15 protein-coding genes are annotated in these 20,368 nt (G+C 71.4%); 6 read left to right on the top strand and 9 right to left on the bottom strand.

Features of this window, described 5'->3' with window-relative positions; genetic code table 11:
• Nucleotides 1-74 precede the first annotated feature (74 nt).
• From ACIREI_RS06605 to ACIREI_RS06595, 3 genes are all read right to left on the bottom strand, one after another.
• Nucleotides 75-1,868, bottom strand: coding sequence for a protein kinase (locus ACIREI_RS06605; protein ID WP_403327988.1), 1,794 nt, complete (start codon nt 1,866-1,868; stop codon nt 75-77).
• A 173-nt stretch (nt 1,869-2,041) separates the two neighbouring features.
• Entirely contained in the window at nt 2,042-4,717 is a 2,676-nt protein-coding gene (locus tag ACIREI_RS06600; RefSeq protein ID WP_403327986.1) for a protein kinase, read from the bottom strand.
• 185 nt (nt 4,718-4,902) lie between these two features.
• A complete protein-coding gene (locus tag ACIREI_RS06595) occupies nt 4,903-7,074 on the bottom strand; it encodes a serine/threonine-protein kinase (RefSeq protein ID WP_403327984.1) in 2,172 nt (723 codons plus the stop codon).
• Between the two features lie 209 nt (nt 7,075-7,283).
• Here ACIREI_RS06595 and ACIREI_RS06590 point away from each other — a divergent pair, with 209 nt between their 5' ends.
• The gene (locus ACIREI_RS06590) at nt 7,284-8,351 is read left to right on the top strand and encodes a serine hydrolase domain-containing protein (protein ID WP_403328069.1); all 1,068 of its coding nucleotides are present in this window, start codon (nt 7,284-7,286) and stop codon (nt 8,349-8,351) included.
• 62 nt (nt 8,352-8,413) lie between these two features.
• Here the strand turns inward: ACIREI_RS06590 and ACIREI_RS06585 are convergent, their stop codons facing one another.
• Nucleotides 8,414-10,120 (bottom strand): glycerol-3-phosphate dehydrogenase/oxidase, encoded by a 1,707-nt coding sequence (locus tag ACIREI_RS06585; protein ID WP_403327982.1) that lies wholly within the window; start codon nt 10,118-10,120, stop codon nt 8,414-8,416.
• A gap of 262 nt (nt 10,121-10,382) precedes the next feature.
• Between ACIREI_RS06585 and ACIREI_RS06580 the strand changes: the two genes are divergently transcribed.
• Together ACIREI_RS06580 and ACIREI_RS06575 are read left to right on the top strand one after the other, a co-directional pair.
• On the top strand, nt 10,383-11,591 hold the full coding sequence (locus ACIREI_RS06580) for a nucleotide sugar dehydrogenase (protein WP_403327980.1): 1,209 nt from the start codon (nt 10,383-10,385) through the stop codon (nt 11,589-11,591).
• Nucleotides 11,592-11,740: 149 nt separating this feature from the next.
• Nucleotides 11,741-12,247 carry a hypothetical protein gene (locus ACIREI_RS06575; RefSeq protein ID WP_403327978.1) on the top strand — a complete coding sequence of 169 codons (507 nt, stop codon included), beginning with the start codon at nt 11,741-11,743 and terminating at the stop codon, nt 12,245-12,247.
• 90 nt (nt 12,248-12,337) lie between these two features.
• Here ACIREI_RS06575 and ACIREI_RS06570 read toward each other — a convergent pair whose 3' ends face one another.
• The 4 genes from ACIREI_RS06570 to ACIREI_RS06555 all read right to left on the bottom strand — a co-directional run bounded on the left by ACIREI_RS06570 (nt 12,338) and on the right by ACIREI_RS06555 (nt 16,759).
• Nucleotides 12,338-13,462 carry a GuaB3 family IMP dehydrogenase-related protein gene (locus tag ACIREI_RS06570; RefSeq protein WP_301997589.1) on the bottom strand — a complete coding sequence of 375 codons (1,125 nt, stop codon included), beginning with the start codon at nt 13,460-13,462 and terminating at the stop codon, nt 12,338-12,340.
• Between the two features lie 137 nt (nt 13,463-13,599).
• Nucleotides 13,600-15,102: an IMP dehydrogenase gene (gene guaB, locus ACIREI_RS06565; protein WP_403327976.1), complete on the bottom strand. Its 1,503-nt coding sequence runs from the start codon at nt 15,100-15,102 to the stop codon at nt 13,600-13,602.
• Nucleotides 15,103-15,255: 153 nt separating this feature from the next.
• Complete coding sequence (locus ACIREI_RS06560; protein WP_356576563.1) at nt 15,256-15,843, bottom strand: sigma-70 family RNA polymerase sigma factor; 588 nt, start codon at nt 15,841-15,843, stop codon at nt 15,256-15,258.
• A 304-nt stretch (nt 15,844-16,147) separates the two neighbouring features.
• The gene (locus tag ACIREI_RS06555) at nt 16,148-16,759 is read right to left on the bottom strand and encodes a response regulator transcription factor (protein WP_003948568.1); all 612 of its coding nucleotides are present in this window, start codon (nt 16,757-16,759) and stop codon (nt 16,148-16,150) included.
• A gap of 381 nt (nt 16,760-17,140) precedes the next feature.
• On the opposite strand from ACIREI_RS06555, the gene ACIREI_RS06550 reads away from it, so the two are divergent.
• Nucleotides 17,141-17,470 (top strand): WhiB family transcriptional regulator, encoded by a 330-nt coding sequence (locus tag ACIREI_RS06550; RefSeq protein WP_274242432.1) that lies wholly within the window; start codon nt 17,141-17,143, stop codon nt 17,468-17,470.
• Between the two features lie 239 nt (nt 17,471-17,709).
• The gene (locus ACIREI_RS06545; RefSeq protein ID WP_403327974.1) at nt 17,710-18,543 is read left to right on the top strand and encodes an alpha/beta fold hydrolase; all 834 of its coding nucleotides are present in this window, start codon (nt 17,710-17,712) and stop codon (nt 18,541-18,543) included.
• Nucleotides 18,544-18,579: 36 nt separating this feature from the next.
• On the opposite strand, the gene ACIREI_RS06540 is transcribed toward ACIREI_RS06545, so the two are convergent.
• A complete protein-coding gene (locus tag ACIREI_RS06540) occupies nt 18,580-19,491 on the bottom strand; it encodes a LysR family transcriptional regulator (protein ID WP_403327972.1) in 912 nt (303 codons plus the stop codon).
• 80 nt (nt 19,492-19,571) lie between these two features.
• Here ACIREI_RS06540 and ACIREI_RS06535 point away from each other — a divergent pair, with 80 nt between their 5' ends.
• Nucleotides 19,572-20,240, top strand: coding sequence for an MOSC domain-containing protein (locus tag ACIREI_RS06535; RefSeq protein ID WP_403327970.1), 669 nt, complete (start codon nt 19,572-19,574; stop codon nt 20,238-20,240).
• Nucleotides 20,241-20,368: the final 128 nt, after the last annotated feature.

Here is a 20,368-nt window from a genome sequence, read left to right as displayed (position 1 = left end):
GGACGGATCGACTCCGGGGCGCCGATCGGCCAACTATGCAAAGCCGCAAAGCCTCCGCAACGCGGCAAAGAGCCTCAGGAGCCGCCCGGCCGCCAGCCCTTCAGCACCGCGGTGAACTGGGTGCGCGTGGCCGCCCAGTCCGTCTCCGGCGAGGACATGTAGATCGCGTACTCCGTGCCGTCCCGGTCGATGTACGCCTGGTCGATGGCGCGCCGCGGCCCGGGGAAGGCCGTGTCCTTGGCCCGCGCGGTCCATGTGTACTCCCACAGGGAGCCCTCGCGGTCGCGGTAGAGGTTCTCCTTCAAGGAGACCGTCCGGTACGCGACCAGCCGCCGCCCCACCTGCTCCTCCAGGTCGCGCTGGTGGTCGTAGGCATTCGCGAAGTCCGGCGAGGTGTCGACGGCGATGCGGACGAAGTGCTCGCCGCCGTCGGGCGTGTAGTCGACCTGCTGGAGGCCTTCGACCTCCTTGCCGACGACCTTCCGCTTCCAGCCCTTGGGCAGGTACAGGCTGAACCCGAGGGGGTCGTCGACCTGCTGCCACGAGGCGGGCACGCCGCCCTCCGGGCCCTGGTCGTCGGTGGCCGAGGCACTCGGCGAGGTCGAGGCGGAGGTGCCGTCGACGCTCTGCGGCCACCACTGCCGCAGCGCCACCGCGGTGCCCCCGCCGATGATCGCGGCGAGCACGACGACGAGGGCGAGCGTGCGCAGCCGACGGCGCCGCCCGGGCGGCCCGGCGGGCGCGGCGCCGGTGCCCGAGAGGTCGTACGTCGGGCCGCTCATCGGGGGGTACGGCGTACCGGTCGGGGTCTGGCCGGTCATCGGCGGGTACGGGGTGCCCGGCGGGGTCTGGCTGTTCAACGGGGGATGGGGCGTACCCGCCCCAGTCCGGCCGGTCATCGGGGGATACGGCGTACCGGTCGCCGCCTCCGCCCCGGTGCCCTCAGTCGCCCCGGAGCTCGCCGCCGTCGCGCTGAGCGCGCCCCCCGCGCGCGCCCCCGGCTCGTACGGGGTGTGCTGCGTCGGGACGTACGCCTGTGCCGTGCTCGGCCGCCGTCCCTCCGCCGCCTCGGCCAGCATCTGCTCTGCCTCGGCCGCGTCGGGCCGGATGGCCGGATCCTTGCGCAGCAGGGCGGTGATCACGGGGCCGAGCGGGCCGGCGTGCCGCGGCTCGGCGGGCTCCTCGTCGACCACCGCCTGCATGGTGCCCAGCGGCGAGGTGCGGCGGAACGGCGAACGTCCCTCCACCGCCGTATACAGCGTCGCGCCGAGCGCCCACAAGTCGGAGGAGGCTCCCGGGTCGTGGCCGCGGATGCGCTCGGGGGCGAGGTAGTCGACCGAGCCGACGACCTCTCCGGTGCGGGTGATGGTGGTGTCGCCCTCGATCTGGGCGATCCCGAAGTCGGTCAGCAGGACGCGGCCGTCGTCCTCGGAGATCAGGACGTTGCCGGGCTTGACGTCGCGGTGCAGAACCCCGGCGGAGTGCGCGGCGCGCAACGCCCGCAACACCCACAGCCCGATACGGGCGGCCTCGGTCGGCTCGACCCGCCCGCTCTCCTTGACCGCGTCGGCCAGCGAGTACCCCTCGACCAGCTCCATCACGATCCACGGCCGGCCGTCGTGCTCCAGGACGTCGTGCACGGTGACGACGGCGGAGTGGTTGATGCGCGCGGCGGCCCGTGCCTCGGCACGCGTGCGCACGAGCAGCCGCTCCAGGTCGCTCTCGGAGACGTAGAGCGCTGCGGTCAGCTCCTTGATCGCGACGGCCCGGTGCAGCACCTCGTCATGCGCACGCCAGACTCGGCCCATACCGCCGCTGCCGATCGCGTCGGCGAGCCGGTAGCGCCCCGAAACGAGCTGGCCCTGCATCTGATTCACGTTGCCCCGCAATGCTCTTGACAGGGTCAGATTAGGGACCGGCGCAGGGGACGGGAACCGCGGGGGTGCCAAGGAGACCGCACTGTGATGGTTGTCGCTTTCGGGTGCGGGACTCAACCATCACACAGGGTCGGCGGGCCGGTTCAGCCGGTGACCCGGTTCGTTCAGCCAGTGACCTGGTAAGTCGCCGACGCCTGCTCGAACAGGCGCGTCACCTCGTCGCGCTCGGCCTCCGGCCCGCGCAACTGCACCACGTGGTACCGCCCGCCGATCAGGATCGCGACGTTGCGCACGAACAACTCGCGCCCCTGATCGTCGGTCCAGGTGAACTGCCCCTCGGCCATGGTCCGCTCACCGACCCGGATCGTCTTGAGCCCACCGGACGAGGCCCAGCTGGAGTCCCGGTACGGCTGCAACTCACGCTCGTGCTCCCGCTGGTAGACCATCGGATCGCTGCCGTACTCGTCCGCGGTGTCCCGGCCCGGTACGACGATGAGGTCGAAGTCGCCGTGCGAGTACACGACCTGCCCGCGCCCGTTCTCCGGGGTGCGGTCCCATCCGTTGGCCACGGCGATCTGGAAGCCGGCCGCGTCCTCGCGCAGGGTGAAACCGTCGGGGACCTCGGGGCCGGTGGTCTGCGTCTCGTCGGAACCGGCCGACTCCGATGGGCTGTTGCCGGACCCGGGAGAGGTCTGGTCGGGCCTCGGCTCACTGCTCGCCTCGGCGGACTGCTCGGGCGCCGCCTGAGTGGCCCCGGCGGCTCCGGTGCGGTCGGCGTCCGCGGTACCGCCATTGCCGCTGTCGGCCTTCGGCATGAAGAGCATGGCGTACGCGATCGCCGCGGCCATACCGAGCAGGACGAGCAGCAGCAACGTACGCCCCAGCCTGCGGGGCGAAGCGCTCTCCTGCTTGGCCCGCTTGTGCCGCCCGTGATGCGCGGGCAGCCCGGCCCGCCGCCGGCGCACCAGCTCGCCGCGGCGCCGTACGATCGGCAGCCGGTTCGGGTCGACCGGCGGAGCGGCGACGACATGCGCGCCGGCCTCCGGCTCGGGCGCCGACCGCACCAGCGAGCGCAGCCAGCCCCGCAGCTCCTCGAAGTCCAGGCGCTCGGTGGGGTCCTGACGCAGCAGTGACTCCACGACCGGCCTGAGCGGCCCGCACTCCTCGGCGTAGGCGGGTGGCTCCGCGCACACCAGCTGCACCAGCTCGGCCGTCGACTCCTCCGGATACGGCGCGTGCCCCTGCACGGCACGGAAGAGCAGCGCCCCGAGCGCCCACAGGTCGGTCGCGGGGCCGATCGGCGCGGCGAGCTGCCAGTTCTCGTGCACGGGCCCGGCCTGCTCCGGCGCCCACCGCTCGGTCACGGGCCCGACCACGGCCATCCGCGCCTGCCGGGCCCGCTCCGCGGCGAGCGCGCTGGTGGGGCCCCGGTGGCCAGGGGCGTCTGCTACGAGGTCGTTCCAGCGGGCGGGGGCGGGGACGGCCGGGGGTGGCGTAGGGGGGCCTGTGGTGGAGGTGGCGCCGGGCGCGGGGTGCCCCTGGGTGGGGATGCCCTGGGTGGGGAGGAAACCGCCGGCGCCGGGCTGGGCGCCCTGGCCCGCCGGAGGCAGTGCCGTGCGCTCTGGGCCCTCTTCCGTCGGTGCGGGTGCGCCACCGATCCCGATGCGCGGCGCGGCGCCGTGCCAGGGAGTGGCCTGCACGCCGTACGGGTCGGCGATCTGGCCCGAAGGCGTGGTGATGCCGTTGCCTGAGGGGTACGGCTGCTGCGCCGCGCCGTTCGTCCGGGACGCGGGGTCGCCTTCGGGCGCCGAGCGGGCGCCGGGCAACGCGACACGTCCGTTCTGCTGCCCCTCCTGCACCCGGGCGGCGGCACGGGCGCCCGCCCGATACGCGGCGATCGCCCCGGCCCGCGCGGCCCTGACGTCCCCGCCGGTCTCCAGGGCACCGCTCGGCGCCGCCGAGTCCGCCGTCCCGTGGCCGGCGGCGGCGGGCGCCGGCAGTCCCCCGGCCGCACGCGCCTCGATGGCGGCACGCCGCGCGGTCTCGGGATCCGTGCCACCGATGCCGGGACCCTCGACCCCGGCCGCCGCCGCGGGTCGACCGGGCGCTCTGACGCCGGCCGCGCCACCGAAGCCGCCGCCCGAAGCCTGTCCGCCACCGGAACCGGGCCCGCCACCGAACGCCGCGGCCCCGCCGCCCCCGTCACCGTCCTCGACCGGCACCGGGTCGTACCCGCACAGCGCCTCCTCCGCGGCGCCGACGGCGAGCCCGGTCAGCATCACCCGGCCGTCGTCGCAGACGAGCACGGTACGGGCGGTGATGTTCCGGTGGACCCAGCCATGGGCGTGCAGCACCCGCAGCGCCATGAGGACGTCGGAGGCGACCTCGGCCGCCCGATACGGCGTCAGCGGCTGCTCGGCGAGCAACGCGGCCAGCGGACGCGCGGCCACGAACTCACTCACTATCCACAGCGAACCGCCCTCGGCGAACACGTCGAAGACCTGGTCCAGCCGCGGATGGTCGGGGATCCGCGCCGCGGCCTGCGCCGCCTCGACCGCCCGCCGTACGGCGGGATCGCTGGGCCGGCGCGTGCTCGACCGTCCCACGGGCCGTCGCCCCGTCCCCCGCTCCCGCGTGTCCCGGGCGGTGAACCCGTCGGGCAGCCCCTCCGCGTCGAGCACCTCCGCCTCGACGACCTCCGGCAACGGCACCTGCCGGACGAGGACTTCCTGCCCGCTGTAGGTGTCGAAGGCCCGGGACTCGGTGAGTTCGTACTCGTCGGAGGGCGGCAGCGGCAGGCGGTAGCGGTCGGCGAGTACCCGACCCGCGTAGTCGTCCACGTTGCCTCCCCCGGCCGCCCGGCTGGTCAATTCCGCTCGTGTTGCGTCCCGTTCCGGACGCGCGACTGGATGCGTACGGTCCGCAAGCATTCACGATACGTGCCGTAGGCAACCCGCAAAGAGGGGTTGCCGTATCTCACCGTTCGCCCCTGCCCGTCGCGGCTCCGAACCGAGAGCCGCTCACCTCACGACTTCGGCTTGAACGTGTCCGTCAACGTCCGCCATGTGTCCTTGCGTAGGTCGCCGCCCCAATTGCCGGCCTTCGCGGTGTACATCAACGCATACCCGAGATGGTCGTTCACCACGAAACCACGGTCGATCGTCCGGTACTTGGTACCGCCCTCGGTATAGGTGAACTCCCAGTCGGCCGTGTTCCAGCCGCGGTAGTCCACCGCCTCTATGCGGATCTTCTTGTACTGGGAGCGCGTCATGTACTGCTCCTGGTTCTTCCAGTCCGCCACCGGGTCGTCCTGCGGCGTGGAGGTCCAGGCGACGAGCAGCTTCTGCCCGTCGGGCCCGGTGAACCGGTCCCCCGCCGACCCCGTGGACTGGTACTTCCACCCTTCGGGCAGCCCTATCGAGTACCCCTGGCTCCCCTTGTACGTCGACGCGGCCTCGCTGCCGCTCCCGGATCCCGCCTCGGCACCGCTCCCGCCGGTCGCGCTCGCCCCGGCACTCGGCGTGCTTCCGGTCTCCTTGCCGGATCCCGACCCCGCACCGGAGTCGGCGGACGCGGTCGCCTCACCGTCCGTGTGAGTGCCGCCGCTCTTGTCCTCCTTGGTGTCGGCACTCGCGCCGGCGCTGGCCGAGGTCTTGGGCTTGCCACCACTCGCGGACGCCTTCGACCCGTCGCCGTCCCCGTCGAACACGAAGGCCAGCACCACTCCGATCACTGCCAGCACCACGACCACCGCGATGATCACCAGCGTCCGCTTCGGCACCACATCGGTCAGCGGCGCCCGCGGCACGGGCCGCGGCGGCAGATCCGGCGGCGGCACCACGGGCCACCCCGAACTCCGGGCGCCACTCTGCTCGTTCACCGTCCGGGCATCCCGCTGTCCGGCACCGGAACCGGCCTTGCCGCCAACCCCGGCACCAGCACCGGCGCTGCTGTCGGCCCCGGCGCCCGCTCCGTCCTTGGCACCGGAAGTCCGGCCCGACTCGCCCGCCGCCGACGACGCCCCGTCCACTCCCGTGGACGAACCGCCGGCCGCTCCACCACCGGACCCCGAGACAGCCGTCTCACTCCCGGACTTGGTACGAGCCGCGGCCGCCGCCCCTGCCGCCCCCGCACTCACCGCGGCCTTCCGCACGGAACGCAGCGCCCCGCGCAACCGCTCCCCGGCCTCCTCGGCCCGCTTGCCCCCGGACCCGGCGCCAGACTTGGACCCGGCGCCCGAACGGCCCTTGTTCTCAGGCGCATCCGGCTGCGGCGGCAACGGCACGACCCGCGTCGCGTCCAGCGCCGGCTCCGGCTCGTCCTTGGGCTCGGGCGCGTGAATGACGGCGTTGAGCATCGCCCGCGCACCGGCGTCGTCGAGCCGCTTGGCGGGGTCCTTGGTGAGCAGGCCGTAGATGACGTCCTTCAGCGGCCCGGCGTTCTTCGGCTCCTCCAACGGCTCGGTCATCACCGCAGTGAGAGTCGCGATCGCGGAGCCCTTGTCGTACGGCGGCACGCCCTCGACCGACGCGTACAACAACCCGCCCAGCGACCACAGGTCGGCCGCGGGACCCGGCTTGTGACCGCGGGCCCGTTCCGGGGAGATGTAGGAGGGCGCCCCGACGAGCATGCCGGTCGAGGTGATGGACGGGTCGCCCTCGACCTGGGCGATGCCGAAGTCGGTGAGCACGACCCGGTCGGAGTCGGACTCGAGCAGGACGTTCGACGGCTTCACGTCGCGGTGCAGGATGCCCTCGCGGTGCGCGGACCGCAGCACGTCGAGGATCGCCAGGCCGACCTCGGCCGCACGCTTCGGCTCGAGCAGGCCGTCCTCACGGATGACCTCGGCGAGCGACTTGCCCTCGACGAGCTCCATCACGATCCACGGCCGGTCGTCCTCTTCGACCACGTCGAACACCGTCACCGCGCTGTTGTTGCGGATCCGCGCGATCGCCTTGGCCTCACGCAACGTGCGCGTGATCAGCCGCCGCTTCTCCTCCTCGTCGATGTTCGACGGGAACCGCAACTCCTTGACGGCGACCGTCCGCCCCAGGGTCTCGTCCTCGGCACGCCACACCGTGCCCATCCCGCCGCGGCCGAGCACATCGCCCAGCCGGTACCGCCCCGCCAGGAGACGCTCGCGGTTGTCCTGACGAGTGTCCTGACGAGATGTCCCCGCCCGCTCCGCCTCCGACATGCGTCCCCTCATACAACCCGCCCTGACAGAGGCTCCATTGTCTCTCACCCGACAAGTGCCCAGCGCCCAGGGTGCCCGTCGCACCACCACGCCCTCGCAGGGCCCGAACCTCTCGGCCCCGATGCACCCGAGCCCAGCTGAATCGAACATTCCGCCGCCCGGCATGATGAGCCGCGACAAGGAAAGGAACCCTCATGGCGCGACCGACGATGCCCTCGTTTCGGACGCTACTGGGCGTTCCTGTGTCCCTCTCCCTCCTCGGCCTGGTGTCCGTGGCCCTCCTCGGTCTGGCCCCCATCGCCTCCTCGGCACCCCCGGTATGGGCGACAGGCTCCCTCCTCCCGCTGCTCATCACCAAGGGCAAGGCCCCCGCCGCGGCCCTGCTGGCCCGCGAGGAGACCGGCACCCGCTACGCGCAGACCGGCCAGGGCATCGCCCCCACCGACCACTTCCGCGCCGGCAGCGTCACGAAGTCCTTCCTCGCGACGGTCGTCCTTCAGCTGGCCGCCGAACGACGGCTGTCCCTCACCGACACGGTGGAGCAGCATCTGCCCGGCCTGGTACGAGGGTCGGGCAACGACGGGCGCGCGCTGACCCTTCGTTCCCTGCTCACCCACACCAGCGGTCTGTACGACTTCACCGCCGAGACCGGGGGCACCGTCCCCGTCACGCCGCTTCAGGCCGTACACATCGCACTCACCCACCCCCCTGCCGCTCGAGGCAGCTTCTCCTACTCGAACACCAACTACGTCCTGCTCGCCATGGTCATCGAGCAGGTCACCGGACGCTCCTACGCCGCCGAGGCCGAGCGCCGCATCATCGCTCCGCTGGGTCTGACCGGCACCTCCTTTCCCGGCTCCCGCACCTCTCTTCCCTTGCCGCACGGCCGCGCCTACGCCACCGACGGGACCGACGTCACCGAACTCGACCCGCGAGTGGCCGGCGCCGCGGGCGAGCTGGTGACGACGCTCGCCGACCTCGATCGCTTCTACGCCGCACTGCTCGGCGGCCGACTGCTGCCCCCGCACTGGCTGCGCGAGATGCTCGACACCCGCGCCGCACATGGCGCGTACGGCATGGGGCTCATTCCCGTGAAACTGCCGTGCGGCACCGTCGTGTGGGGGCACAACGGGCGCATCTCCGGCAGCTACGTGCGCTCCGCAGCCACCGTCGGCGGTCGTCGCGTCCTCACATTCCGGGTGAACACGACGGCGATCGCAGATCCCGGTCTCGAACCCCGGCTGCTCGCCGCCGAGTTCTGCCCTCGCACCTTTTAGAACGGCTGGGATTCGAGCAGGGATCCCAGCTCCAGCCACCCGTTCGAGTGATAAGCGGTGCGCTACAACGGCACGATGTCCGGCGCCCCCAACCGCGCCGCGTCCGCCGTCAGATCGTCCGGCTGCCGCTGCGACTCCCGCTCGGCCTCCACCCGCTTGCGGTAGTGCTCGATCTCCCGCTCGATGTGGTCCTCGTCCCAGCCCAGCACCGGCGCCATCAGCTCGGCGGCCTCGCGGGCGCACCGCGTCCCGCGGTCGAACGTCTCGATCGAGATGCGCGTCCGCCGCGTCAGCACGTCGTCCAGATGGCGCGCCCCCTCGTGCGAGGCGGCGTAGACGATCTCGGCGCGCAGATAGTCGTCGGCGGACTGCAGGGGTTCGCCCAGTGTGGCGTCGGCGGCGATGAGTTCGAGCACCTCCTCCGCCAGCGATCCGAACCGGTTCAACAGGTGCTCCACCCGCACCACGTGAAGCCCGGTCCGCGCGGCGATCCGAGCCCGCGCGTTCCACAACGCCCGGTATCCCTCGGCACCCAGCAGCGGAATGTCCTCCGTCACGCACTCGGCGACCCGCATGTCGAGACCGTGCACGGCGGCGTCCACGGCGTCCTTCGCCATCACCCGGTACGTCGTGTACTTGCCGCCGGCCACCACGACGAGCCCGGGCACGGGGTGTGCCACGGTGTGCTCGCGCGACAGCTTGCTGGTGGCGTCCGACTCACCGGCGAGCAGCGGCCGCAGTCCCGCGTACACGCCCTCCACGTCGTCACGCGTCAGCGGCACCGCGAGCACGGAGTTCACGTGTTCCAGCAGGTAGTCGATGTCCGCGCTGGACGCGGCCGGGTGAGCCTTGTCGAGGTCCCAGTCGGTGTCGGTGGTGCCGACGATCCAATGCCGTCCCCAGGGGATCACGAACAGCACGGACTTCTCGGTGCGCAGGATCAGCCCCGTCGTGGAGTGGATGCGGTCCTTGGGTACGACCAGATGGATGCCCTTGGAGGCGCGCACGTGGAACTGCCCGCGCTCCCCCACCATCGACTGGGTGTCGTCGGTCCACACACCGGTCGCGTTGACGATCTGCTTGGCGCGGATCTCGTACTCGCCCCCCGCCTCGACGTCCTGCACCCGGGCCCCGACTACGCGTTCGCCCTCACGCAGGAACCCGGTCACGCGCGCACGGTTGGCGGCTTTCGCGCCGTAGGCCGCCGCCGTGCGCACGAGGGTGGCCACGTAGCGGGCGTCGTCCATCTGGGCGTCGTAGTACTGCAGCGCCCCGACCAGCGCGTCCTTCTTCAGGGCGGGGGCGACGCGGAGGGCGTGACGTCGGCTCAGGTGGCGGTGCATCGGCAGGCCCCGCCCGTGGCCGCGGGCCATCGACATGGCGTCGTAGAGCGCGACGCCCGAGCCGGCGTACAGGCGCTCCCAGCCCTTGTGCTGCAAGGGGTACAGGAAGGGCACCGGCTTCACCAGATGCGGGGCGAGCCGCTCCAGCAGCAGGCCGCGCTCCTTCAAGGCCTCCCGTACGAGCACGAAGTCGAGCATCTCCAGATAGCGCAGGCCGCCGTGGATCAGTTTGCTGGACCTGCTCGATGTGCCCGACGCCCAGTCCCGTGCCTCGACCAGGCCGGTGGACAGTCCGCGAGTGGCCGCGTCCAGGGCGGTGCCCGCGCCCACGACGCCACCGCCCACGACCAGTAGGTCCAGCTCGCGCTCGGCCATGGATGCCAGTGACTCGGCGCGCTCCGCCGGCCCCAGTGTCGCTGTCCTCACCGCTGCCTCCCGCTCATCGGTCGCGTAAGCCGCACCCGTCGGGCGAAGCCCGCTTCGTACCCCCCATGCCCAAATTCTGACCGGGTTGCCCGACTTCAGCCACCACTCGCCCTCAGCCTGTGGACAACACTCACGGAAACGCCAACGCCCAATCCCGCAAATCGGTCATATTTACTCCTAGTCTGACATTGCGCTCCCTCGTCCTGTCCACAGGGCTTGCGCACCCGCCCCGCTTCGGTTATTGGGAAGGACGGCCCACGCCATGCCCGCAGATCTCGCCGTCATCGGACTCGGCCTGTACGGCCTGCCCCTGGCGCAGGCCGCCGTCGCCGCCGGCATCTCCACGCTCGGTTACCGGACCGGGCCCGAGGCCTGCTCCCTCAGCCCTGCCGAGTTGCGCCGGATGCTCGCGGGGGGCTTCCGGCACGCCACCAGCCCCGCCGAACTCGGCCGTGTGCGCACCGCCGTCATCTGCGCGCCGACCCCGCGCGCCGCGGACGGCGGGCTGGACCTGAGCCAGGTGGAGACGGCCGCCCGCACGCTGGCGGGACGGCTGCGTCCGCACACCACCGTCATCCTGGAGTCGCCCGTGCCCCCGGGCGCCACCGAGAACGTCCTGCGCCCGCTCCTCGAAGAGGGCTCGGGGCTGCGCGCAGGGCGCGACTTCCACCTGGCCTACTCCCCCACCCGCGTCGACCCCGGCAACCGCAACTTCACCCCCGCCAACACCCCCAAGGTGATCGGCGGCCTCACGCCCGCGTGCACCGAGTCGGCCGCGGCCTTCTACGGCCGGCTCACCGACAAGGTGGTACGCGCGCGTGGACCGCGCGAGGCAGAGACCGTGCAGGTGCTGGAGACCAACTTCCGGCACGTCAACATCGCCCTCGTCAACGAAATGGCCGTCCTCTGCCATGACTTGGGCGTCGACCTGTGGGACGTCATCCGCTGCGCGGAGACCAAGCCGTTCGGCTTCCAGGCCTTCCGCCCCGGCCCCGGCGTCGGCGGACACGCCGTCCCGCAGGAGCTGACCGCCCCCGCGGGCCGCACCCTGCGGATGGTCGAACTGGCCCAGCAGGTCAACAGCCAGATGCCCCGTTACGTCGTCCAGCGCTCGGCCACCCTCCTCAACGAGCACGGCAAGTCCGCGCGCGGCGCCCGCATCCTGCTCCTCGGCGTCACCTACAAGCCCGACCTCGCCGACCAGCAGTCCACGCCCGCCCAGGAGGTCGCGATCCGCCTGATGGAACTGGGCGCCTCCGTGAGCTACCACGACCCGCACATCGCGTCCTGGAACATCCTGGACCGCCCGGTACCGCGCGCGGACTCCCTCTACGACGCCGCCGCCGACGCCGACCTGACGATCCTGCTCCAGCAGCACCGCACCTACGACCTCCAGGGCCTGTCGGTGAAGGCCCAGCTCCTGCTGGACACACGAGGGGCGACACCGATGGGGGCCGCGCACCGGCTCTGACGACGGCGCCCACCGATCCCCCGAAATCACTGGCGAACCGGGGCCGGCGGCCTGTTACTCTTCGGCGTCTCGTCGCACAGTCGTGCGCAGTCACACCGCTCATTCAAGGTCCCGTGGGGGGACCACAGTCCCGTGGGGGGATTCCTGTCATGACCCAGTCAGTACCGCCGCCGCAGCCCACCGACGGCAACCCGTTCGCCCAGAAGTCGGAGGCCGTACCCCCGGCGCCGCTCGCACCCGCGCCGACGCCCGCGCGGGGCAACATCGCCCTCGGCATCGTCGCCGCCGTCGTCGCGGCCCTGGTCACCGCCGGCATCTACGGTGCCATCGTCGGCGCCACCGAGTACGAGATCGGCTACGCCGCCGTCGGCGTCGGCTTCGTCATCGGCTTCGCCGCCGGCAAGATCGGCGGCGCCAACCCGGCGCTGCCCGTGCTGAGCGCGATCCTCTCCCTGGGCGCCGTCTACCTCGGCCAGCTCATCGGCATCGCGGCGATCGGCGCCGACGATCTCGGCGTCTCCGTGACCACGATCCTCACCGACCACTTGGACGTGGTGACCAAGGTCTGGAGCGAGGAGGCGGACGCGCTGAGCTTCGTCTTCCTCGGCATCGGCGCGTTCGCCGCGTTCTCCGGCGCGAAGAAGGCCGCGGCCTGAGCCGTCCCGCACACACGCGTCACGCACGCGCAGGGGCCCGGAACACCTCTCGGTGGTCCGGGCCCCTTCCCGTTCGAGCCGGGCGCGGCGTCAGCGCTGGTGCTGCGAGTCCGCCACCGTCACCTCGACGCGCTGGAACTCCTTGAGCTCGCTGTAGCCGGTCGTGGCCATGGCGCGGCGCAGGGCGCCGAAGAAGTTCATCGAGCCGTCCGGGGTGTGGGACGGGCCCGTCAGCACCTCCTCGATGGTGCCGACCGTGCCGAGGTCGACCTTCTTGCCGCGCGGCAGCTCCTCGTTGACGGCCTCCATGCCCCAGTGGTGGCCCTTGCCCGGCGCGTCGGTCGCGCGCGCGAGCGGGGAGCCCATCATGACCGCGTCAGCGCCACAGGCGATCGCCTTGGGCAGGTCACCGGACCAGCCGACACCGCCGTCCGCGATCACGTGCACATACCGGCCGCCGGACTCGTCCATGTAGTCACGGCGGGCCGCCGCCACGTCCGCGACCGCCGTGGCCATCGGGACGCGGATGCCCAGGACGTTGCGCGTGGTGTGCGCGGCGCCGCCGCCGAAGCCGACCAGGACGCCTGCCGCGCCGGTGCGCATCAGGTGCAGGGCCGCGGTGTACGTGGCGCAGCCGCCGACGATCACCGGGACGTCGAGCTCGTAGATGAACTGCTTCAGGTTCAGCGGCTCGTGCGCACCGGAGACGTGCTCCGCCGAGACCGTCGTACCGCGGATGACGAAGATGTCCACGCCCGCGTCGACGACCGCCTTGGAGAACTGGGCCGTGCGCTGCGGGGAGAGCGCGGCGGCCGTGACCACGCCCGAGTCGCGCACCTCCTTGATGCGCTGCCCGATCAGCTCCTCCTTGATGGGAGCCGCGTAGATCTCCTGGAGGCGGCGCGTGGCGGCTTCCGTGGGCAGCCCGGCGATCTCGTCGAGCAGCGGCTGCGGGTCCTCGTACCGCGTCCACAGACCCTCGAGGTTCAGCACGCCGAGGCCGCCGAGCTCGCCGATGCGGATCGCGGTGGCCGGGGAGACGACCGAGTCCATGGGGGCGGCCAGGAAGGGCAGCTCGAAGCGGTAGGCGTCGATCTGCCAGGCGATGGAGACCTCCTTCGGGTCCCGCGTACGGCGGCTGGGGACGACGGCGATGTCGTCGAAGGCGTACGCCCTGCGGCCGCGCTTGCCGCGCCCGATCTCGATCTCAGTCACGTCTGTGGCCTTTCCCTGATGCGTTTCAGCGTCTTCCAGTATCGCCGACGGGTACGACAGCGCCGCCCGGCGGTACGACGAGGGCGGCCCCGGATGCTCCGGGCCCGCCCTCGATATGCCTCACGCGCGCGTGGCCGTCACTTACGGCTGTAGTTCGGCGCCTCGACCGTCATCTGGATGTCGTGCGGGTGGCTCTCCTTGAGACCGGCGGAGGTGATCCGCACGAAGCGGCCCTTGGTCTCCATCTCGTCGATGGTGGCCGCGCCCACGTAGCCCATGGTCTGGCGCAGCCCGCCGACGAGCTGATGCAGGACGCTGGCCAGCGGGCCGCGGTAGGGCACCTGGCCCTCGATGCCCTCGGGCACCAGCTTGTCGTCGGCGGAGACCTCGGCCTGGAAGTAGCGGTCCTTGGAGTACGACTTGCCCTGGCCCCGCGACTGCATGGCGCCGAGCGAGCCCATGCCGCGATACGACTTGAACTGCTTGCCGTTGATGAACTGCAGCTCGCCCGGCGACTCCTCGCAGCCCGCGAGCAGCGAGCCCAGCATCACGGTGTCGGCGCCGGCGGCGAGAGCCTTGCCGATGTCGCCGGAGTACTGCAGGCCGCCGTCGCCGATCAGCGGGATGCCCGCGGGGCGGGCGGCGAGGGAGGCCTCGTAGATGGCGGTGACCTGCGGGACGCCGATGCCGGCGACCACGCGCGTGGTGCAGATGGAGCCCGGTCCGACACCGACCTTGATGCCGTCCACACCGGCGTCGATCAGGGCCTGGGCTCCGTCACGGGTGGCGACGTTGCCGCCGATCACGTCGACGCCCACGCTCGACTTGATCTTCGACATCCAGCTGAGGGCGTTGCTGTTGTGGCCGTGCGAGGTGTCGACGACCAGGAAGTCCACGCCGGCCTCGGCGAGCGCCTGGGCGCGCTCCAGCGCCTCGGGGCTGGCGCCGACGGCGGCACCGACGAGGAGGCGGCCCTCGGAGTCCTTGGCGGCGTTGGGGTACTTCTCCGCCTTGACGAAGTCCTTGACCGTGATCAGGCCCTTGAGGACGCCCGCCTCGTCGACCAGGGGAAGCTTCTCGATCTTGTGGCGGCGCAGCAGCTCCATCGCGTCGCTGCCGGAGATGCCGACCTGGCCGGTGACCAGCGGCATCGGCGTCATGACCTCGCGCACCTGGCGGCTGCGGTCCGACTCGAAGGCCATGTCACGGTTGGTGACGATGCCGAGGAGCTTGCCGGCCGGGTCGGTGACCGGGACGCCGCTGATGCGGAACTTGGCGCACAGGGCGTCGGCCTCCGCGAGGGTCGCCTCCGGGTGCACCGTGATCGGGTCGGTGACCATGCCGGACTCGGACCGCTTCACCAGGTCGACCTGGTTGACCTGGTCCTCGACGGAGAGGTTGCGGTGCAGCACGCCGACGCCGCCCAGGCGGGCCATCGCGATGGCCATGCGGGACTCGGTCACCTTGTCCATGGCCGCCGAGAGCAGCGGGATGTTCACCCGGACATTGCGGGAGATGCGGGACGAGGTGTCGACCGCGTTGGGGAGCACCTCGGATGCGCCCGGCAGCAGCAGCACGTCGTCGTAGGTCAGCCCGAGTGTCGCGAATTTCTCGGGCACTCCGTCGACGTTGGCAGTCATGACACCTTCCCCAAATGGCCTTGATCGGTGCGGATGTCCATGCTAACGGGAAGCATGGCTGACTCATTCCACGGTTCTGGGCGGCTTCAGGCTTCGTATGTTCGTACGGAACCGCGGAGAAGCCTGTTCATTTGGGGCGCACTCAAGGGAGCACTACTGCTCGGCCAGCGCCCGCAACCTGCTCAGCGCCCGGTGCTGGGCCACCCGTACTGCGCCGGGTGACATTCCCAACATCTGGCCCGTCTCTTCCGCGGTCAACCCCACCGCGATCCTCAGCAGCAACAGCTCCCGCTGGTTCTCGGGCAAGTTGGCCAGCAGCTTCTTGGCCCACTCGGCGTCGCTGCTCAGCAGCGCCCGCTCCTCCGGGCCCAGGGAGTCGTCCGGGCGTTCCGGCATCTCGTCGGACGGCACGGCCGTCGAGCCGGGGTGACGCATGGCCGCGCGCTGCAGGTCCGCCACCTTGTGCGCGGCGATGGCGAAGACGAACGCCTCGAAGGGGCGGCCGGTGTCCTTGTAGCGCGGCAGCGCGAGGAGGACCGCGACGCAGACCTCCTGGGCGAGGTCCTCGACGAAGTGGCGGGCGTCGCCCGGCAGGCGGGACAGCCTGGTGCGGCAGTAGCGCAGGGCCAGGGGGTGGACATGCGCGAGCAGATCGTGCGTGGCCTGCTCGTCCCCGTCCACGGCGCGATGGACGAGTGCACCGATCGCCCCTTGGGCACAAGCCGCCTCGTCGTCGCGCATCGGTCCATGGTGCCTTGCGGCCGTACGGTCCGCGGCATCACGCCCGATGTTGTGCACTGAAGCGTTATGAGCAGGTGCGCCGGCACTCATCCCCTGCGCCCTCCCCTTCCGCTCGACCGACTCGTCCCCGAGAGACTCCACATCTCAAGGATGCGGCATCCGCGCCGAAACGAGCAGCGGGCACCCGGCAGGCCGCTTTGCCACCACCGCTCACCTTGGGGTAAACACACCGACCCGCGCTGTGAAAAGCAGCCCCGCCCACCACTTGGCGGGCGGGGACTCCCGTGCCCCCGTTGAGGCCCACCTACCGGACCAGGCCCCACCGGAAGCCGAGCGCCACCGCGTGCGCCCGGTCCGAGGCCCCGAGCTTCTTGAACAGGCGTCGGGCGTGCGTCTTGACGGTGTCCTCGGAGAGGAACAGCTCGCGGCCGATCTCGGCGTTGGAGCGGCCGTGGCTCATGCCTTCGAGAACCTGGATCTCACGCGCGGTGAGCGTCGGCGCGGCACCCATCTCGGCGGAACGCAGCCGACGTGGGGCGAGCCGCCAGGTGGGGTCGGCGAGAGCCTGCGTGACGGTGGCGCGCAACTCCGCGCGCGAGGCGTCCTTGTGCAGATAGCCGCGGGCACCGGCGGCGACCGCGAGGGCCACGCCGTCCAGGTCCTCGGCGACGGTGAGCATGATGATGCGCGCACCGGGGTCGGCGGACAGCAGCCGCCGCACGGTCTCGACGCCGCCCAGGCCGGGCATGCGTACGTCCATCAGAATCAGGTCCGAGCGGTCGGCGCCCCAGCGGCGGAGGACTTCCTCGCCGTTGGCCGCCGTCGTCACGCGCTCGACGCCGGGCACGGTCGCGACCGCACGGCGAAGCGCCTCTCGGGCAAGCGGGGAGTCGTCGCAGACGAGGACGGATGTCATGGCCGCCCTCCGCAGCTGATGCACGTCACCTTGAGCCTCCAGGCTGGTACGAAATCGTCACCTGTGCGGTCGACTGTCTCGGACGCCTGCCCGAGCGCTTGTTCCTTCAACCGCCTCCGCCCTCTCAACGACGGTCACTCGAAAGAGTTACGGGGCCATATGCCGTCTTCGGCACTCTACGTGAGGGGGCGGACACGGGGCAGACATGCACGACGGACCCTCAATGTTTCATCACAACCCATGCCCCATTCAGCCCTTTTTCTTCCCATTTATTGGCGTCTGAGGCTAGATTCGCAATGAGTCATATTTTCATCTCCTTAGATCGTAGATGTACGGTCGTGGACACCGTATCCGCCCAGAACGGCTACAAGGGGTCACGCAATGGCAGATTTCTCCCGCCTTCCCGGACCGAACGCGGACTTGTGGGACTGGCAGCTCCTGGCTGCCTGTCGCGGGGTGGACAGCTCGCTCTTCTTTCATCCGGAGGGTGAGCGCGGTGCGGCCCGGAGTGCTCGTGAGAACTCGGCCAAGGAGGTCTGCATGAGGTGCCCGGTGCGGGCGCAGTGCGCGGCGCACGCGCTGGCCGTACGCGAGCCGTACGGCGTGTGGGGCGGCTTGACCGAGGACGAGCGTGAGGAGCTCATGGGGCGGGCGCGCAACCGGCTGGTCTCGGCGTCGACAACCAGCGGAGAGGCTGGCCCGCCCAACTGAAGGAACGTTTCTCCAACACGGGCACGCGCGCGTGCCCGTGCTTTTTGGCTGCGCCGCCGCCTCCGCCGGTGCTGTGGGCCGCACAGGTTCGCCGGGTTGGCGGCTGGATGGATGGGGATGCTCCGACTGCTGGACACGGTCCGGGCCGGTGATCCACCGGCCCGACGAGACCGGCGTTGCCTGGACCCCGGACGGGCGGGAGGCGCTCCCCGCCCGCGCACCCGAGAGGAACCGCACCCGTGAGTGATTGGCAACTGGCCGAGACATTCCGCAGCGCGTCGGGCGACGTCCGCTGGGACAGCCTCGGAAACCCCGACCGGGATCCGGTCGTGCTCCTTCACGGCACACCCTTCTCCTCGTATGTCTGGCGCGCTGTCGCCCGCGCACTCGCTCGGCGCTACCAGGTCTTCGTGTGGGACATGCCCGGTTACGGGGCGTCGGAGAAGTTCGCCGGCCAGGACGTCTCCCTCGCCGCTCAGGGCAAGGTCTTCACCGAGCTCCTGGCTCACTGGGGCCTCGACGAACCTCTGGTGGTGGCCCACGACTTCGGCGGTGCCGTTTCCTTGCGGGCGCATCTGCTGCACGGAGCTCGCTACCGCGCGCTCGCGATGGTCGACCCGGTCGCGCTGGCCCCGTGGGGTTCGCCGTTCTTCCGGCTCGTCGGCGAGCACTCCAAGGTCTTCGAACAACTGCCGCCCGCACTGCACCGCGCTCTGGTGCGCGAGTACGTGAGCTCGGCCAGCAGCCCTGGCCTGCTCCCTGCCGTCCTCGACCGGCTCATCGAGCCGTGGCTCGACGACCTCGGCCAAGAGGCGTTCTACCGACAGATCGCTCAGGCCGATCAGCGGTACACCGACGAAGTGCAGGACCGGTACGGCGAGATCGACTGCCCGACGCTGGTGTGCTGGGGCCAGGACGACACCTGGATACCCGTGGCGAAAGGACGGGAGCTCGCCGCCCGGATCCCTGGCGCGCGACTTGAGCCGATCGCCGGTGCGGGCCACCTCGTCCAGGAAGACGCACCTGCCGAACTCACCTCAAGTCTTCTGGCCTTTCTCCCACAACCGCACTGACGCCCCACACAGCCCGGTGAACCTCCCCGGTCGCTACTAGCGGGCAGCGGCCCGCGTCAGCTGCTCGAGCGTCGCCGCCACCGCCGGCACCTGCGCGAGGTCGGGCAGGGTGAGCGCGACGATCTCCCGCCGCACCGCTGGCTCCAGCGCCACCATGCGCGCGCCTCGCGGCCGTACGGACTCGACGGCGAGCTGGGGCAGGACGGCCACGCCCAGGCCGGCGCCCACGAGGCCGACGACCGCCGGGTAGTCGTCGGTGGCGAAGTCGATACGGGGCGTGAAGCCCGCGCTCTCGCACACCTCGACCAACTGGCCCCGGCAGCGCGGGCATCCCGCGATCCACGGCTCGGCCGCGAGCTCCCCGATGGCGACGGAACCCGAGGGCGCGGTGCGCGCGAGCCGGTGGCGTTCGGGTACGAGCGCGACGAGACGGTCCGTCAGCAGCGGGCGTACGACCAGGTCGTCCCACTCCCCTTCCGGGGCGCCCGCGGCACCCTCGTACCGGAAGGCGAGGGCCACGTCGCAGTCGCCCTCGCGCAGCATCTCGACGGACTGCGGCGGCTCGGCCTCCTCCAGCGAGACGCGGGTGCCGGGGTGTGCGGCGCGCAGGGCGGCGAGGGCGGTGGGGACGAGGGTGGAGCTTCCGCTGGGGAAGGAGACGAGGCGGACGCGCCCCGCCCGCAGCCCGGCGATGGCGGCGACCTCCTCCTCGGCGGCGGTGAGTCCCGCCAGGATCCCGGCGGCGTGCCGCACCAGCGCCTCACCGGCCTGGGTCAGCCGCATCTCGCGCCCGCTGCGGATCAGCAGGGGCGTGCCGACGGACGCCTCCAGAGCCTTCATCTGCTGGCTGACGGCGGGCTGGGTGCAGCCCAGTTCGCGCCCCGCCGCGGAGAAGGAACCGGTGGCGGCGACGGCGCGCAGCACACGGAGATGACGAGCCTCGATCACCCATCGAGCATAAGTGATCCTTGGGAATGGCGCCGAATAATGCGTGGACGCTTTGGCTAGCCCTCGCCTACCGTGCCGCCATGAAGCTTCTGTCTGTGAACCTGGGCCGTTCGAAGGCCGTGCCGTACACGGATAACCCCGAAGGCGTGACCGGCATCGACAAGCAGCCGGTGACGGGGCCGGTGCGGGTGGCGGCGCCCGGGCCCAAGGGCATCGGAGGGAGCGGGCTGGCCGGCGACGCGGTGTGCAAGAAGCAGCACCACGGCGGCGACGACCAGGCCGTGTACGCGATGGCGCGCGAGGACCTCGACGACTGGGAGCGCGAGCTGGGACGGTCACTGACGAACGGCGGGTTCGGCGAGAACCTCACGACCTCCGGCCTGGACGTGTCCGGCGCGCTGATCGGCGAGCGCTGGCGGATCGGGTCCGACGTGGTGCTGGAGGTCACGTGCGGCCGGATTCCCTGCGCCACCTTCCAGAACCACATGGGCGAGAAGCAGTGGGTGAAGCGGTTCACGGCGAAGGGGGCGCCGGGCGCCTATCTGCGGGTGATCGAGCCGGGCGAGATCCGGGCGGGCGATGCGGTGGAGATCATCCACCGTCCGGATCACGAGGTGACGGTGGCGCTGCAGTTCCGGGCGGTCACGACGGAGCGGAAGCTGCTGCCGCGGCTGCTGCCCGCGGGTGAGGCGCTGCACCCGGAGTCGTTGGAAGCGGCACGGAAGTACGTGGCGAAGTACGGGGTCTGACGGGACGTCGGCCGACAGCTGAGGCAGCGGGCGCCCAGCGGTCGCCCGGGCGTGGCACGGCTCCTAGGGGGAAACCCCGTACGAGCGGCGGGGGTTGACTCGGGGTGGTCCGGGGGACGACCCGGATG

The organism is Streptomyces sp. NPDC093591 (genome assembly GCF_044764885.1).
GTDB lineage: Bacteria > Actinomycetota > Actinomycetes > Streptomycetales > Streptomycetaceae > Streptomyces.
This window is presented reverse-complemented; position numbering and strand designations above follow the sequence as displayed.

Bases quoted from the DNA above. Each gene is read 5' to 3' on its own strand.
- ACIREI_RS06605 (WP_403327988.1), bottom strand. From the start codon at position 1,868: ATGCAGGGCCAGCTCGTTTCGGGGCGCTACCGGCTCGCCGACGCGATC.
- ACIREI_RS06595 (WP_403327984.1), bottom strand. From the start codon at position 7,074: ATGTCGGAGGCGGAGCGGGCGGGGACATCTCGTCAGGACACTCGTCAG.
- ACIREI_RS06590 (WP_403328069.1), top strand. From the start codon at position 7,284: ATGCCCTCGTTTCGGACGCTACTGGGCGTTCCTGTGTCCCTCTCCCTC.
- ACIREI_RS06580 (WP_403327980.1), top strand. From the start codon at position 10,383: ATGCCCGCAGATCTCGCCGTCATCGGACTCGGCCTGTACGGCCTGCCC.
- ACIREI_RS06575 (WP_403327978.1), top strand. From the start codon at position 11,741: ATGACCCAGTCAGTACCGCCGCCGCAGCCCACCGACGGCAACCCGTTC.
- guaB (WP_403327976.1), bottom strand. From the start codon at position 15,102: ATGACTGCCAACGTCGACGGAGTGCCCGAGAAATTCGCGACACTCGGG.
- ACIREI_RS06560 (WP_356576563.1), bottom strand. From the start codon at position 15,843: ATGCGCGACGACGAGGCGGCTTGTGCCCAAGGGGCGATCGGTGCACTC.
- ACIREI_RS06555 (WP_003948568.1), bottom strand. From the start codon at position 16,759: ATGACATCCGTCCTCGTCTGCGACGACTCCCCGCTTGCCCGAGAGGCG.
- ACIREI_RS06550 (WP_274242432.1), top strand. From the start codon at position 17,141: ATGGCAGATTTCTCCCGCCTTCCCGGACCGAACGCGGACTTGTGGGAC.
- ACIREI_RS06535 (WP_403327970.1), top strand. From the start codon at position 19,572: ATGAAGCTTCTGTCTGTGAACCTGGGCCGTTCGAAGGCCGTGCCGTAC.